The sequence below is a fragment of the Blastococcus sp. SYSU D00868 genome (assembly GCF_054050575.1).
On record NZ_JBJGZO010000001.1, the window covers coordinates 29,128 to 44,149 of the forward strand.

Annotated in this window: 13 protein-coding genes; 12 read left to right on the forward strand and 1 reads right to left on the reverse strand. The window is 75.7% G+C overall.

The annotated features are described in order from the left end of the window. Nucleotides 1–3: 3 nt before the first annotated feature. Complete coding sequence (locus ACI79F_RS00165; protein ID WP_456543818.1) at nucleotides 4–921, reverse strand: DUF3105 domain-containing protein; 918 nt, start codon at nucleotides 919–921, stop codon at nucleotides 4–6. Between the two features lie 173 nt (nucleotides 922–1,094). On the opposite strand from ACI79F_RS00165, the gene argS reads away from it, so the two are divergent. The 12 genes from argS (at nucleotide 1,095) to ACI79F_RS00225 (ending at nucleotide 14,968) form a co-directional block, all read left to right on the forward strand. Next, on the forward strand, nucleotides 1,095–2,756 hold the full coding sequence (gene argS / locus ACI79F_RS00170; RefSeq protein WP_456543817.1) for an arginine--tRNA ligase: 1,662 nt from the start codon (nucleotides 1,095–1,097) through the stop codon (nucleotides 2,754–2,756). Then, entirely contained in the window at nucleotides 2,753–4,246 is a 1,494-nt protein-coding gene (lysA, locus tag ACI79F_RS00175) for a diaminopimelate decarboxylase (protein WP_456543816.1), read from the forward strand. The genes argS and lysA overlap by 4 nt, the downstream gene beginning before the upstream one ends. Further along, entirely contained in the window at nucleotides 4,243–5,550 is a 1,308-nt protein-coding gene (locus ACI79F_RS00180) for a homoserine dehydrogenase (protein ID WP_456543815.1), read from the forward strand. Before lysA ends, ACI79F_RS00180 begins: the two co-directional genes overlap by 4 nt. Beyond that, nucleotides 5,547–6,626, forward strand: coding sequence for a threonine synthase (gene thrC / locus ACI79F_RS00185; protein ID WP_456543814.1), 1,080 nt, complete (start codon nucleotides 5,547–5,549; stop codon nucleotides 6,624–6,626). Before ACI79F_RS00180 ends, thrC begins: the two co-directional genes overlap by 4 nt. A 7-nt stretch (nucleotides 6,627–6,633) precedes the next feature. Next, nucleotides 6,634–7,584 (forward strand): homoserine kinase, encoded by a 951-nt coding sequence (gene thrB / locus ACI79F_RS00190; protein WP_456543813.1) that lies wholly within the window; start codon nucleotides 6,634–6,636, stop codon nucleotides 7,582–7,584. 247 nt (nucleotides 7,585–7,831) lie between these two features. Further along, entirely contained in the window at nucleotides 7,832–10,051 is a 2,220-nt protein-coding gene (gene rho, locus ACI79F_RS00195; protein ID WP_456543812.1) for a transcription termination factor Rho, read from the forward strand. Nucleotides 10,052–10,185: 134 nt separating this feature from the next. Further along, nucleotides 10,186–10,422 (forward strand): 50S ribosomal protein L31, encoded by a 237-nt coding sequence (rpmE, locus tag ACI79F_RS00200; protein ID WP_456543811.1) that lies wholly within the window; start codon nucleotides 10,186–10,188, stop codon nucleotides 10,420–10,422. A 91-nt stretch (nucleotides 10,423–10,513) separates the two neighbouring features. Further along, a complete protein-coding gene (gene prfA, locus ACI79F_RS00205; protein WP_456543810.1) occupies nucleotides 10,514–11,590 on the forward strand; it encodes a peptide chain release factor 1 in 1,077 nt (358 codons plus the stop codon). A gap of 14 nt (nucleotides 11,591–11,604) precedes the next feature. Then, nucleotides 11,605–12,459, forward strand: coding sequence for a peptide chain release factor N(5)-glutamine methyltransferase (prmC, locus tag ACI79F_RS00210; protein ID WP_456578862.1), 855 nt, complete (start codon nucleotides 11,605–11,607; stop codon nucleotides 12,457–12,459). Nucleotides 12,460–12,465: 6 nt separating this feature from the next. Continuing rightward, nucleotides 12,466–13,107: an L-threonylcarbamoyladenylate synthase gene (locus ACI79F_RS00215; RefSeq protein ID WP_456543809.1), complete on the forward strand. Its 642-nt coding sequence runs from the start codon at nucleotides 12,466–12,468 to the stop codon at nucleotides 13,105–13,107. 146 nt (nucleotides 13,108–13,253) lie between these two features. Further along, nucleotides 13,254–14,540 (forward strand): glycosyltransferase family 4 protein, encoded by a 1,287-nt coding sequence (locus ACI79F_RS00220; RefSeq protein WP_456543808.1) that lies wholly within the window; start codon nucleotides 13,254–13,256, stop codon nucleotides 14,538–14,540. Further along, nucleotides 14,537–14,968, forward strand: coding sequence for a hypothetical protein (locus ACI79F_RS00225; RefSeq protein WP_456543807.1), 432 nt, complete (start codon nucleotides 14,537–14,539; stop codon nucleotides 14,966–14,968). Before ACI79F_RS00220 ends, ACI79F_RS00225 begins: the two co-directional genes overlap by 4 nt. Nucleotides 14,969–15,022: the final 54 nt, after the last annotated feature.

A 15,022-nucleotide genomic window follows, 5' to 3' on the forward strand; every position in this document is an offset into this window, starting at 1 on the left:
CCGTCACTGCGCGGCCGAGCCGGTGGCGGCCGGGTCGGTCGAGCCCTCGGTGGTCCCGCCCTCGGTCGTCGCCGGCGTGCTCGGGGTGCTGCCGTCGGTCGGGGTGGACGGCGCGTCCGTCGGCATGCCCTCGGTGCCGTCGCTGACCTCGCCGGCGGTCAGCGGGGCGGCCAGGAAGGCGTCGTTCTGGCAGCTGGCGCCGTCCTCGGGGGTGTTGTCGGCGTTCTGCGTCAGGAAGTCGGCGAACTCGGCCAGCCGCGGGTCGTCGGCGGAGTCGACCTTCAGCTGCTGGTTCCAGGCCTGGATGCTGATCGGGGAGTCCAGCCCGGCGTAGGGCGACATGAGCCGATAGGGGTTGCCGTCGACGAGGTCGCTGAGCGTGTCGATGTCGTCCGCGGACACCTCGTCGGGGTCGTAGGTCACCCACACGGCGCCGTGCTCGAGGCTGTGGACGGCGTTCTCGTGCCGGACGTCGACGTCGTAGACCGTGCCGGTGCAGTCGGCCCAGCTGCCGTCGTGCGGCCCGCCGACCGGCGGGGACTCGGAGTAGTCGACGCTCGTCGTCACGTGGTCCTGGCCGGCGGCGTAGTCGAAGGTCTGCACGCCGTCGATCTCGTCGACCGAGTCGATCGCGTTGGCCTCGGACTCGCGGACCTGGAGCACCGCGTAGGTGAGCACCGCACCGGCGAACACGACGACGGCGATCGCGGCCGCGATGAGGCCCCACGGCTTCTGGGCCGTGACGACGTTGGCCGGCGGGCGGGTCCGGCCGCCCTTCCCGGCGCCGCCCCTGCCGGCCGCACCCCCGCGGGCCCCGGCCGGCCGCGCGCCGCTGCCGCCCCGGCCGGACGCCGCCGAGCCGCCCCGGCCGGACGCTCCCCGCGCGCTCCGGGCGTCGTCGGGCTTACCGTCCTTGGGCACAGCGTCTCCTCGTGCTCGTCCTCGTGGGGCCCGCCGGGTGCGGGCCGGGGGAGCGCACCCCGTCGACCCGGCGGCGGCTCCCGACCGGGCAGTCTAGGTCGCCGACCTGAGGGTTCCCTGGACGTCGAGCGGGGGCAGCGGGGGCGCACCGGTCGGCCCCGTACGATCGCGCGGTGACACCCGAGCAGTTGCGCGACCTCGTCCGGACCGCGGTCGGGGCGGCAGTCGAGCGCGGCACGCTCGCCGTCGCCGTCCCCGACGACCTGGTCGTCGAGCGCCCGAAGAACCCCGAGCACGGCGACTACGCGACCAACGTCGCCCTCCGCCTGGCCAAGCCCGCCGGCCGTCCGCCCCGCGAGGTGGCCGAGGCCCTCGCCGCCGAGCTGCGGGCCCTCTCCGGCATCGACCGGGTCGACGTCGCCGGCCCCGGGTTCCTCAACATCACGCTCGCCCAGGGCGCCCTCGGCCGGATCGCCGTCGACGCCGTCACCGCCGGCGCCGCGTACGGCCGCACCGACGCGCTGGCCGGGGTCCGGCTCGACCTGGAGTTCGTCTCCGCCAACCCCACCGGCCCGGTGCACATCGGCGGCAGCCGGTGGGCGGCGGTCGGCGACGCGATCGGCCGGCTGCTCGAGGCCAGCGGCGCCGACGTGACCCGCGAGTACTACATCAACGACGCCGGCGCGCAGATCGACCGCTTCGCCCGCAGCCTGCAGGCCGCGGCCACGGGGCAGCCGGTGCCCGAGGACGGCTACGGCGGCACCTACATCGCCGACATCGCCGCCCAGGTGGTCGCGGTCGAGCCGGACGTGACCGCGCGCGACGAGGCCGAGCAGGTCCGGGTCTTCCGCGACCGCGGCGTGGCGCTGATGGTCGACGAGATCCGCCGCTCGATGGAGGACTTCGGCGTCGCCTTCGACGTCTGGTTCAGCGAGAAGTCGCTGTACGACAGCGGCGCGGTGGAGAAGGCGATCGGCCGGCTGCGCGACCAGGGCCACGTCTACGAGTCCGAGGGCGCGGTGTGGCTGCGGACCACCACGTTCGGCGACGACAAGGACCGGGTGCTGGTCAAGGCCGACGGCGAGACCACCTACTTCGCCTCCGACTGCGCCTACTACCTGGACAAGCGCGCCCGCGGCTTCGACCGGGTCGTGATCATGCTGGGCGCCGACCACTCCGGCTACGTCGGCCGGTACAAGGCGCTGGTCGCCGCCACCGGCGACGACCCCGACGAGCACCTCGAGATCCTCATCGGCCAGCTGGTCAACCTGCTGCGCGGCGGCGAGCCGGTCCGGATGAGCAAGCGCGCCGGCACGATCGTGCTGCTGTCGGACCTGGTGGACGCCATCGGGGTGGACGCCGCCCGGTACGCGCTGGCCCGGGCGTCGGTGGACCAGATGATCGACATCGACGTCGACCTGTGGAGCCGGCAGACCAACGACAACCCGGTCTTCTACGTGCAGTACGCGCACGCCCGGATCTCCTCGGTGCTGCGCAACGCCGCCGACCTGGGGCTGGCGCTCGGGGAGGCGGCCGACGTCGACGCCGCGCTGCTCACCCACGAGCGGGAGAACGACCTGCTCCGGGCGCTGGGGGAGTTCCCGCGGATCGTGGCCTCGGCCGCCGAGCTGCGCGCGCCGCACCGGGTGGCCCGCTACCTCGAGGAGCTGGCCGGCACCTACCACCGGTTCTACGACTCCTGCCGGGTGCTGCCCCGCGGCGACGAGGAGGCCACCCCGCTGACCACCGCCCGGCTGTGGCTGTGCGCCGCGACCGCGGTGGTGCTGCGCAACGGCCTCGGCGTGCTCGGCGTCTCCGCCCCGGAGCGGATGTGAGGGCGCACCCGGCGGGGCCGCTGCACGGCGCCTTCGAGGTCGCCGCGGCCGTCGGCGCGCCGCCGGCCGACCTCGGCGCGCTGGACCCGCAGGTGTGGCCGCGCTCGGCCACCCGGGTGGACGGCGAGCTGCACCTGGCCGGGCGCCCGGTCACCGAGCTCGCCCGCGAGCACGGCACCCCGCTGTTCGTCCTCGACGAGGGCGACTTCCGCGGCCGCGCCGCCGACTTCGCCGCCGCGTTCGCCGACGCCGACGTCCACTACGCGTCCAAGGCGTTCCTCTGCGGCCAGGTGGCCCGCTGGATCGCCGAGGACGGCCTGCACCTGGACGCCTGCAGCGGCAACGAGCTCGCCGTCGCGCTGGCCGCCGGGTTCCCGCCGGAGCGGATCGCGCTGCACGGCAACAACAAGTCCCTCGTCGAGCTGCGGCTGGCCGTGGACGCCGGGATCGGGCACGTCGTCGTCGACTCCTTCGACGAGATCGAGCGGCTGGTGCCGCTGGCCGCCGCCCGGGTGGCCGCCGGCGGGACACCGGTGCCGCTGCTGATCCGCACCACGGTCGGCATCGAGGCGCACACGCACGAGTTCATCGCCACCGCGCACGAGGACCAGAAGTTCGGCTTCTCGCTGGCCACCGGCGACGCGCTGACCGCCGCCGTCCGGGTGATCCGCGAGCCGGCCCTGCACCTGGCCGGCCTGCACAGCCACATCGGCTCGCAGATCTTCGACACCGCCGGCTTCGAGGCCGCCGCGCACCGCGTGGTCGGGCTGCTCGGCCAGATCGCCCAGGCGACCGGGGAGGTGCTCGGCGAGCTCAACCTCGGCGGCGGCTTCGGCATCGCCTACCTGCCCGAGGACGACCCGGTCGCCCCCGCGGACGTCGCCCGGCGGCTGCGCACCGTCGTCGCCGCCGAGTGCGCGGCGCTGGACCTGCCGGTGCCGCGGCTGGCCGTGGAGCCCGGCCGCGCCATCGCCGGCCCGGGCACGGTGACGCTCTACGAGATCGGCACCATCAAGCCGGTCCGGCTGGGCTCCGGCGGCGGCCCCGGCACGCCGCCGGTGCGCAACTACGTCTCGGTCGACGGCGGGATGAGCGACAACATCCGCACCGCCCTCTACGACGCGGCCTACACCTGCGTGCTGGCCAACCGGACCTCCACCGCGCCGCCCGCGCTGTGCCGGGTCGTCGGCAAGCACTGCGAGAGCGGCGACGTGCTCGTCCGCGACCTGTGGCTGCCCTCGGACGTCGTCCCCGGCGACCTGCTGGCGGTGGCCGCCACCGGCGCCTACTGCTGGTCCATGGCGAGCAACTACAACTACCTGCTCAAGCCGCCGGTGGTCGCCGTGCGGGACGGCGTCGCCACCGAGATCGTGCGGCGTCAGACACTGTCCGACGTGTTCGCCCTCGACGCCGTCCTCGCCGACGTCCCCGCGCCCTCGCCGGCGATCGACCAGCCGGCTCCCGAGCACGCCGCCGGGGTGACCTCGTGACGACGCCGCCGCTGCGGGTCGCGCTGCTCGGCTGCGGCACCGTCGGCGGCGCCGTGCTCCGGCTGATCGACGAGCAGGGCCAGGACCTCGCCGCGCGGATCGGCCGGCCGGTGCAGGTGGCCGGGGTCGCCGTCCGCCGTCCCGACCGGCACCCCGAGGTGCCCGCGCACCTGCTCACCACGGACGCCGAGGCGCTGGTCACCCGCGACGACGTCGACCTCGTCGTCGAGGTCATCGGCGGCATCGAGCCGGCCCGCACGCTGCTGCTGGCCGCGTTCGCCGCCGGCAAGTCGGTGGTCAGCGCGAACAAGGCGCTGCTGGCCGACGACGGCGTCGAGCTGCACGCGGCCGCGGCCAAGGCCGGCGTGGACCTCTACTACGAGGCCGCGGTGGCCGGGGCGATCCCGATGCTGCGCCCGCTGCGCGAGTCGCTGGCCGGCGACCAGCTGCGCCGGGTGGTCGGCATCGTCAACGGCACCACCAACTACATCCTGTCGCGCATGGCCGAGACCGGCGCCGGCTTCACCGAGGCGCTGGCCGAGGCCACCGACCTGGGCTACGCCGAGGCCGACCCGACCGCCGACGTCGACGGGTTCGACGCCGCCGCGAAGGCCGCGATCCTCGCGTCGCTGGCGTTCCACACCCCGGTCACCGCCGCCGACGTCTACCGCGAGGGCATCTCCGCGGTCACCGCCGCCGACGTCGCCCGCGCCGCCGAGATCGGCTGCACCGTCAAGCTGCTGGCGATCTGCGAGCGGGTGACCTCACCGGAGGGCGACGCCGAGGCCGACTCGGTCGCCGTCCGGGTGCACCCGGCGATGATCCCGACGACGCACCCGCTGGCCGCCGTCGGCGGGTCGTTCAACGCCGTCTTCGTCGAGGCCGAGGCCGCCGGCGAGCTGATGTTCTACGGCCGCGGCGCCGGCGGCGAGCCGACCGCCAGCGCCGTCCTCGGCGACCTGGTCGCGGTGGCCCGCAACCGGGTCGCCGGCGTCGCCGGCCCCGGCGTCACCACCTACGCCGGCCTGCCGGCCCGGCCGATCGCCGAGACGCCGACCCGGTACCACGTCAGCCTCGACGTCGCCGACAAGCCCGGCGTGCTGGCCACCGTGGCCCAGGAGTTCGCCCACCAGGGCGTCAGCATCGCGACCGTGCGCCAGGACGGGCACGGCGACGCCGCGTCGCTGGTCATCGTCACGCACAGCGCGCCCGACGCCGCGCTGTCGGCGACGGTCACAGCGCTGCGCGAGATGCCCGCGGTCCGCGGGGTCACCAGCGTGCTTCGAGTGGAGGGGCTGTCATGACGGGGACGCTGCGCGGAACGGTCTCGCCGGCCTGGCCGGGGCTCATCGAGGCCTACCGCTCCCGGCTGCCGGTCAGCGAGTCGACGCCGGTGGTGACCCTGCAGGAGGGCGCCACGCCGCTGGTGCCCGCGGTCGAGCTCTCCCGGCGCACCGGCTGCGACGTGTACCTGAAGGTCGAGGGCGCCAACCCGACCGGCTCCTTCAAGGACCGCGGGATGACGATGGCCATCACCAAGGCCGTCGAGGAGGGCTCGCAGGCCGTCATCTGCGCCTCCACCGGCAACACCAGCGCCAGCGCCGCCGCCTACGCCGCGCGCGCCGGGCTGGTCTGCGCGGTGCTCGTCCCGCAGGGCAAGATCGCGCTGGGCAAGCTCGCCCAGGCGCTGGTGCACGGCGCCAAGCTGCTGCAGGTCGACGGCAACTTCGACGACTGCCTGGCGCTGGCCAGCAAGCTGGCGATCGACTACCCGGTCAGCCTGGTCAACAGCGTCAACCAGTACCGGATCGAGGGGCAGAAGACGGCGTCGTTCGAGATCGTCGACGTCCTCGGCGACGCCCCCGACGTGCACTGCCTGCCGGTCGGCAACGCCGGCAACATCACCGCCTACTGGCAGGGCTACCGCGAGTACGCCGCCGACGGGGTCTCGACGAAGCGGCCGCGGATGTGGGGCTTCCAGGCGGCCGGCGCCGCCCCGATCGTCGACGGCGCCGTCGTGGAGCAGCCGCAGACCATCGCCACCGCCATCCGGATCGGCAACCCGGCCTCGTGGACCAAGGCGCTGGCCGCGCGCGACGAGTCCGGCGGCCGCATCGACGCCGTCACCGACCGCGAGATCCTGGCCGCCTACCGGCTGCTCGCCCGCAGCGAGGCCGTCTTCGTCGAGCCCGCGTCGGCCGCCTCGGTGGCCGGGCTGCTCAAGGTGGCGGCCGCCGGCGAGCTCGAGCCCGGGCAGCGGGTCGTCTGCACGGTGACCGGCAACGGCCTCAAGGACCCGGAGTGGGCCATCTCCGGCGCGCCCGCGCCCGTCACCGTCCCCGTCGACGCGGCGGCCGCGGCCGCGCAGCTGGGCCTGTGAGCGGGGCGTGACCCCGGCCCGCTCCGCCGTCCGCGTCCGCGTCCCCGCCACCAGCGCCAACCTCGGGCCCGCGTTCGACTGCGCCGGCCTGGCGCTGAGCTGCGCCGACGAGCTGGAGTTCACCGTCACCGACGGCGGCCTGACGGTGGCGATGACCGGCGAGGGGGCCGGCACGCTGCCCGCCGACGAGTCGCACCTGGTCGTTCGCGCCTTCCGGGCCGCCTGCGCGCAGCTGGGCTGGACGCCGCCGGGCCTGCGGCTGGCCACCGTGAACGCGATCCCGCAGGGGCGGGGGATGGGCTCGTCGGCCGCGGCCGTCGTCGGCGGGCTGGTCGCCGCCTGGGCGCTGTGCCCGGACGCCGGCGACGTCGACCCCGACGCGGTGCTGCGCCTGGCGACGGAGTTCGAGGGGCACGCCGACAACGTCGCCGCCTGCCTGCACGGCGGCCTCGTCCTCGCCGTCGACGGCGACCGCGGGCCGGTCGCCGAGCGGCTCGACGTCCACCCGGAGATCCAGCCGCTGCTGCTCGTGCCGGGCGGCACCCTGTCGACCGAGGCCGCGCGCGGGCTGCTGCCCGACGTCGTGCCGCACCGCGACGCGGCCTTCAACGCAGGCCGCGCCGCGCTGCTCGTCGCCGCCCTGACCGCGGACCCCGGCCTGCTCCTGCCGGCGACCGAGGACCGGCTGCACCAGCGGCAGCGCGCCGCGGCCATGCCGGAGTCGCTCGCGCTGGTCGACCGGCTGCGGGCCGAGGGGCTGGCCGCCGTCGTCTCCGGGGCGGGGCCCAGCGTGCTGGTGCTGACCCGCCGCGACCCCGCCGACGACCCGGCGGACCCCGCCGAGGGGGTGGCCGTGCGGCGGGTGGCGGACCTCACCCCGGCGGGCTGGCGGCTGCTGCCGCTGACGGTCGACGGGGCGGGTGCGCGAGTGCTCGCCGCCACTCAGGTAACATCCTGATGACGAGGAACACACCGGGAACAACCAGTGTTGTCCTGCCCGTGAGCTGCATCTAGGCTCACGGCGTAGCCGCCCCTCGAGGGGCTGGCCTCGCGCGGGGCGTTGCCGACGAATTCCAACGCCGCAGATCCCGCCCCGCACCCACACGATCCCTTCGTCCTGCCGACCCCGGAAAACACCCGGCGGCAGGGGACCGGGTCACCCCCTGCGCTGGTAGGCGCAGGGCACCGCAGGGAAGGACCTGTACGTGAGCGAAACCACCGACCTCGTCGCCGCGCCCGAGGGTGCCGGCTCCGACGAGGCGACTGCCGTTTCTGGGCCGGCGGGCCGATCCCGCCGCCGCGGCAGCGGTCTGTCGGGGATGCTGCTGCCCGAGCTGCAGCGCCTCGCGGCCGAACTGGGCATCACCGGCACCGGCCGGATGCGCAAGGGCGACCTCGTCGCCGCGATCTCCGCCCGCCAGGTCGGCGGCGACGACGGCGGCTCCTCCGCCGGCGCCCGGGACGGCGTGCCGACCCCGCGCGGCGCGGCCGCCACCGCGGCCCCCCTCGAGGCCCCGATCTCCGGCGGCGCCAACGGCGGCCCGCTGACCACCGCCGACGCCGACACCGCGCCGGTCGAGGCCCCCGTCGAGCAGCCGCGCCGCCGTCGCGCGGCCAGCCGCCCCGCCGGCGCTCCCGCCGCCGAGGCGACCGCGCCCGCCGGCCCGACCGCGGAGACCCCCGCGGCCGCGCCCGAGGCGCCGGCCGGCCCGCGCACCGAGGACGAGCGCACCGACGAGCGCACCGACGAGCGCACCGAGGGCGACCGCCCGGCCCGCACCCGCGGGCGCACCCGGGACCGCGACGGCGGCGAGCGCGCCCCCCGCGAGGGCGGCGAGCGTGCCCCGCGCGACCGCGAGGACCGTGCTCCCCGCGACGGTGGCGAGCGCGCCGCCCGCGAGGACCGCGCGCCGCGCGACCGGGACGACCGCGCCCCGCGCGACCGGGACCGGGACCGCGACGACCGCGCCCCGCGCGACCGGGACGGCGGCGAGCGCGCCGCCCGCGACGGCCGGGACGGCGGCGAGCGCGCCGCCCGCGACGGCCGGGGCGGCGAGCGCACCGACCGCACCGACCGCAACGACCGGGCCGACCGCAACGGGCGCACCGACGGCAACCGCTCCGAGGGGCGCGCCGACACCCGCCCCGCCCGTGACGTCCGCGACGACGAGGACGACGACGACTTCGAGGGCGGCCGCGGCCGCCGGGGCCGCCGCTACCGCGACCGCAACCGGCGCAGCGGGCGCGACCGCTTCGACCAGCCGAGCGAGCCGACGGTCAGCGAGGACGACGTCCTGCTGCCGGTGGCCGGCATCCTCGACGTCCTGGACAACTACGCGTTCGTCCGCACCTCGGGGTACCTGACCGGCCCGAACGACGTCTACGTCTCGCTGTCGCAGGTGCGCCGGTACGGCCTGCGCCGCGGCGACGCGATCACCGGCGCCGTCCGCCAGCCCCGCGAGGGCGAGCGCAAGGACAAGTACAACGCGCTGGTCCGGCTCGACACGGTGAACGGCCTGGAGCCCGAGCAGGCGCGCCAGCGTCCGGAGTTCACCAAGCTGACGCCGCTCTACCCGCAGGAGCGGCTGCGGCTGGAGACCGACTCGCACCAGCTGACCACCCGGGTCATCGACCTGGTCATGCCGATCGGCAAGGGCCAGCGCGCGCTCATCGTCAGCCCGCCCAAGGCCGGCAAGACGATGGTGCTGCAGGCGATCGCCAACGCGATCACGACGAACAACCCCGAGTGCCACCTCATGGTCGTCCTCGTCGACGAGCGGCCCGAGGAGGTCACCGACATGCAGCGGTCGGTGAAGGGCGAGGTCATCGCCTCGACCTTCGACCGCCCGCCGGCCGACCACACCACGGTCGCCGAGCTGTCGATCGAGCGGGCCAAGCGCCTGGTCGAGATGGGCCACGACGTCGTCGTCCTGCTGGACTCGATCACCCGCCTGGGCCGCGCCTACAACCTGGCCGCCCCGGCCAGCGGGCGCATCCTCTCCGGCGGTGTCGACTCCACGGCCCTGTACCCGCCCAAGCGCTTCCTCGGCGCCGCCCGCAACATCGAGAACGGCGGCTCGCTGACCATCATCGCCTCGGCGCTGGTGGAGACCGGGTCCACGATGGACACGGTCATCTTCGAGGAGTTCAAGGGCACCGGGAACGCGGAGATCAAGCTCGACCGCCGCCTGGCGGACAAGCGGATCTTCCCGGCCGTCGACGTGAACGCGTCGGGCACCCGCAAGGAGGAGATCCTCCTCTCACCCGACGAGCTGGCGATCGTCATCAAGCTGCGCCGGGTGCTCGCCGCGCTGGAGCCGCAGCAGGCCCTGGAGCTGCTGAACGACAAGCTGCGCAAGACGCGCAACAACGTCGAGTTCCTCATGCAGATCCAGAAGACGACGCTCGGCCCCGGCAACGACTAGCCCCCCGCGCGCCGGGTGGGCCCACCGATCGGGGATACTCGACGGTCGAGTCCCGCCCGGCGCGCCTGGAATGCCCGCCCGGTAGGCGGCGTTCACGAAGACAGCACCGACACCCTGCGGAAGAGGTCCACGGCATGAAGCCCGGCATCCACCCCGAGTACCACACCACCACGGTGACCTGTGGTTGCGGGAACACCTTCACCACCAAGAGCACCGTCCCCAGCGGTCAGCTGACCGTCGAGACCTGCTCCGCCTGCCACCCGTTCTACACGGGCAAGCAGCGGATCCTCGACACCGGTGGCCGCGTCGCCCGCTTCGAGAAGCGGTTCGGCAAGCGCGGCGCCGGCGACACCGCCAAGGCCGGCCAGTAGCGCACCCGACGGCGCCCGTGCCCACTCCCTCCGGGGGGCGGGGACGGGCGCCGTCGTCGTGTCCGCACCCGTTCCCCGAGGAGTCCCCGCGATGAGCACCGCCGACACCGGCACCGACCGGCTGCGCGGGCTGCTCGACGAGCACGCCGCGCTGGAGGCCGAGCTCGCCGACCCGGCCGTGCACGCCGACACCGGCCGCGCCCGCCGGCTCGGCCGCCGCTACGCCCAGCTGTCCCCGCTGGTGGAGACCGCCCGGACGCTGGACCAGGCGCGCGACGACCTCGCCGCGGCCCGGGAGCTCGCCGCCGAGGACGCCTCCTTCCGTACCGAGGCCGAGGGCCTGGAGCGGCAGATCGAGGAGCTGACCGCCCGGCTGCGGGAGCAGTTGCTGCCCAAGGACCCCGACGACGACAAGGACGTCATCCTCGAGATCAAGGCGGGGGAGGGCGGTGCGGAGTCCGCGCTGTTCGCCGGCGACCTGCTGCGCATGTACCTGCGCTACGCCGAGCGGCGCGGCTGGTCGGCCGAGGTCATCGACGCCGTCGACGCCGACCTCGGCGGGTACAAGGACGTCTCCGTCGCCGTGCGCTCGCGCGGCGACGAGGGCATCTGGTCCCGGCTGAAGTTCGAGGGCGGGGTGCACCGCGTGCAGCGGGTGCCGGTCACCGAGAGCCAGGGCCGCATCCACACCTCCGCGGCCGGCGTCCTGGTGCTCCCCGAGGCCGAGGAGGTCGACGTCACCGTCGACCCGAACGACCTGCGGATCGACGTCTTCCGCTCCTCCGGGCCCGGTGGGCAGAGCGTCAACACCACCGACTCCGCGGTCCGGATCACGCACCTGCCCACCGGCATCGTGGTCAGCTGCCAGAACGAGAAGAGCCAGCTGCAGAACAAGGAGTCCGCGCTGCGGATCCTGCGCTCCCGGCTGCTGGCCGCCGCCCGCGAGGAGGCCGACGCCGCGGCCAGCGACCAGCGCCGCAGCCAGGTGCGCACGGTCGACCGCAGCGAGCGGGTCCGCACCTACAACTTCCCGGAGAACCGGATCAGCGACCACCGGGTCGGCTTCAAGGCGCACAACCTCGACCAGGTGCTCGACGGCGACCTCGACCCGGTCCTCGACGCGCTCACCCGCGCGCACACCGCCGAGCTGCTGGCGGCCGGCTCCTGAGCACCCGCACGCTGCTGGCCGACGCCGCGCGGCGGCTCGCCGCGGCCGGCGTCGCCTCGCCCCGGGTGGACGCCGAGCTGCTGCTGGCCCACGTCACCGGGTGCACCCGCACCGGCCTGCTCACCCTCGACGCCGTCGACGAGGCCGCCGCCGACCGCTTCGCCGCCCTGGTCGAGCAGCGCGCCGACCGCGTGCCGCTCCAGCACCTCACCGGCCGCGCGGCGTTCCGCCACCTCGAGCTGGCCGTGGGCCCCGGCGTCTTCGTGCCCCGGCCGGAGACCGAGCAGCTCGTCGAGTGGGCGCTGACCCGGCTGGCCGGCGCGGCCGAGCCGGTCGTCGTCGACCTCGGCACCGGGTCCGGCGCGATCGCGCTGTCGATCGCGCACGAGCACCCCGGCGCCCGCGTGGCCGCCGTCGAGCGGGACGCCGACGCCGTCGAGTGGACCCGGCTCAACGCCGCCGCCCGCGCGGCCGCGGGGGACCGGCCGGTCGAGGTGCTCGCCGGGGACATGACCGACCGGCGGCTGCTGCGCGCGCTCGACGGCCGCGTCGACCTGGTCGTCTCCAACCCGCCGTACGTCCCCGACGGCGCCCGGCTGCCCCGCGAGGTCGCCGACCACGACCCGCCGCTGGCGCTGTGGGGCGGCCCGGACGGGCTGGACGTCGTCCGCGGCCTGCTGACGACCGCGGCGCGGCTGCTGCGGCCCGGCGGCGCGCTGGGCATCGAGCACGCCGACCAGCAGGGGACGGCGCTGCCCGCGCTGGTCCGCGCCTCCGGCGGCTGGGACGACGTCGCCGACCACCCCGACCTCGCCGGGCGGCCGCGGTTCACCACCGCTCTGCGGGCCGGCGGGCCTGCGGCAGACTGACCGGTCGTGGCCGACCTCTACGACTGCTCCGACCCCGAGGCCCGCGCAGCGGGCCTGGACGCCGCCGCCGCCGCCCTCGGCCGCGGGGAGCTGGTGCTGCTGCCCACCGACACCGTCTACGGGGTCGCCGCCGACGCCTTCACCCCCGAGGCCGTGACCCGCCTGCTGGCCGCCAAGAACCGCGGGCGGGCCATGCCCGTGCCGGTGCTGATCGGCGAGGCCTCGACCCTGGCCGGCCTCACCGTGGACCTCCCCGCGGTCGCCAACCGGCTGGCCGAGGAGTTCTGGCCCGGCGGGCTGACCCTGGTGCTCGAGCACGCGCCCTCACTGGCCTGGGACCTCGGGGACGCCGAGGGCACCGTCGCCGTCCGGCTGCCCGACGACGAGGTCGCCCGGGACCTGCTGCGGCGCACCGGCCCGCTCGCCGTGTCCAGCGCGAACCGCTCCGGTCGGCCCGCGGCCACCGACGCCGGCCGCGCGGTCGAGCAGCTCGGGCTGCACGCGGCGGTCGTCCTGGACGGCGGGCCGCGTACCGGCTCCGCGGCCAGCACGATCGTCGACTGCACCGCGCCGACCCCGCGGGTGCTGCGCATCGGGGCCGTGACCGTGGAGGCCCTGCGCGCCGTCGTCCCCGAGATCACGGACTAGCGCCGTCCGCGCCGCCGCGGTCACGCTGCGTTCCCAGGCGGGAGCGATACCGTGGACCGACAGCCGTCGTCCAGCCCGGGAGATCGACCCGATGCGCATCCCCGGCCGGGGCACCCCGCACGCACCGCAGGGCACCGCCTGACGTCATGCGCGAGTACCTCGTCGTCCTCCTGACCGCCGGGCTGGTCACCTTCCTCGCCACCCCGGTGGTGCGGCTGGCCGCCGTGCGGCTGCGGATGATGGCCGCCCCGCGGGAGCGGGACGTGCACGTCATCCCCACGCCCCGCGGCGGGGGGGTGGCGATGTACCTCGGCGTCGCCGCGGCCGTGCTCGTGGCCACCCGGCTGCCCGCGCTGCAGCGGACCTTCGACGACTCGCAGACCGCCGCGGTGCTCGTCGCCGGAGGGCTGATCTGCCTGCTCGGCGTGCTGGACGACAAGTTCGGCCTGGACGCGCTCACCAAGCTGACCGGCCAGATCGCCGCCGCCGGCGTGATGGTGCTGCTCGGCGTGCAGCTGTCGTTCGTCTTCCTGCCCGTGGCCGACCTCGGCACGATCTCGCTCGGGCCGGACGTCGGCGTGCCCCTGACGATCCTGCTGACCGTGCTGACGGTGAACGCGCTGAACTTCATCGACGGCCTGGACGGGCTCGCGGCCGGCGTCTCGGCGATCGCCGCGCTGGCCTTCTTCGCCTACAGCTACAACCTGGGCCTCACCGGCTACGACGACGTCGCCAGCGCCCCGGCGCTGATCACCGCGGTGCTCGCCGGCGCCTGCCTGGGCTTCCTGCCGCACAACTTCAGCCCGGCCCGCATCTTCATGGGCGACTCCGGGTCGATGCTCGTCGGGCTGATGCTCTCGGCCGCGGCCGTGTCGGCGACCGGCAACGTCGACCCCCAGTCGTTCGACTCCGCGGCCAGCCTGCTGCCGCTCGCCCTGCCGCTGCTGGTGCCGATCGCGGTCCTGTTCATCCCGTTCATCGACCTGCTGATGGCCGTCGTCCGCCGCACCCGTCGCGGCCAGTCGCCGTTCAGCCCGGACAAGATGCACCTGCACCACCGGCTGCTGTCGATCGGCCACTCGCACCGCCGCGCGGTGCTCGTCATGTACTTCTGGACGGCGCTGCTCTCCAGCGGCGCGGTCGCCCTGTCCATCACCGGCGGGCGGGCGGAGCTGCTCTTCGCCATCGGGGCGCTGCTGGTCGTGGGCGTGATCGTGGTGCTCGCGCCGCGCACCCGCCGGGCCGCCCGCGAGGCCCGCGCCGCGGACCTGCTGGCCCAGCGCCGGCGCAGCCGGGCCGCCCACCCCACCGCGCGCGCCGTGCGCGGCGCCGCCCCGCCGGCCGGCCCCGGGCAGCGCGCCGCCGCCCCGCCCGCCGAGGCGCCGCCCGCGCGGACCCCCAGCGCGCCCGGCGCCGGGCAGGTGGTCCGATGAGCGGCATGCCCCGTGAGGACCCCGGCTGGGACCTGTCGTTCCTGCGCGTCGGCGCCCTCGCCACCGCGGCGGTCACGGTCGTGGCCGCGCCGGTCACCGGCCTGGCCGCCGGCTGGGACGCCGCCGTGGGCGTGCTGCTCGGCGCCGCGATCGTGACGGCGTTCTTCGTCGTCAGCGGCCTCGCCGTCGCCTGGGCCGGCCGGATCAACGACACCTTCACCCTGCCCGCCGCGATGGGCGCGTTCTTCGTCAAGGCGATCGTGCTGTTCGCCCTGCTCAACGCCCTGCCCGAGGACGGCTGGCTCGACCGGCTGACCCTCGCGTGGGCGGTGATCGCCGGGGCGCTGCTGTGGAGCGCGGTACAGCTGCGGTGGGTCTGGACCCGGCCGCTGTACTACGTCCCGCCGCCCCGGCCGCCCGCCGCCTGACCCGCCGCGCGGGTCCGGCGCCGGACACCCGGACGGGTGGTCGCGGCGGCCCCT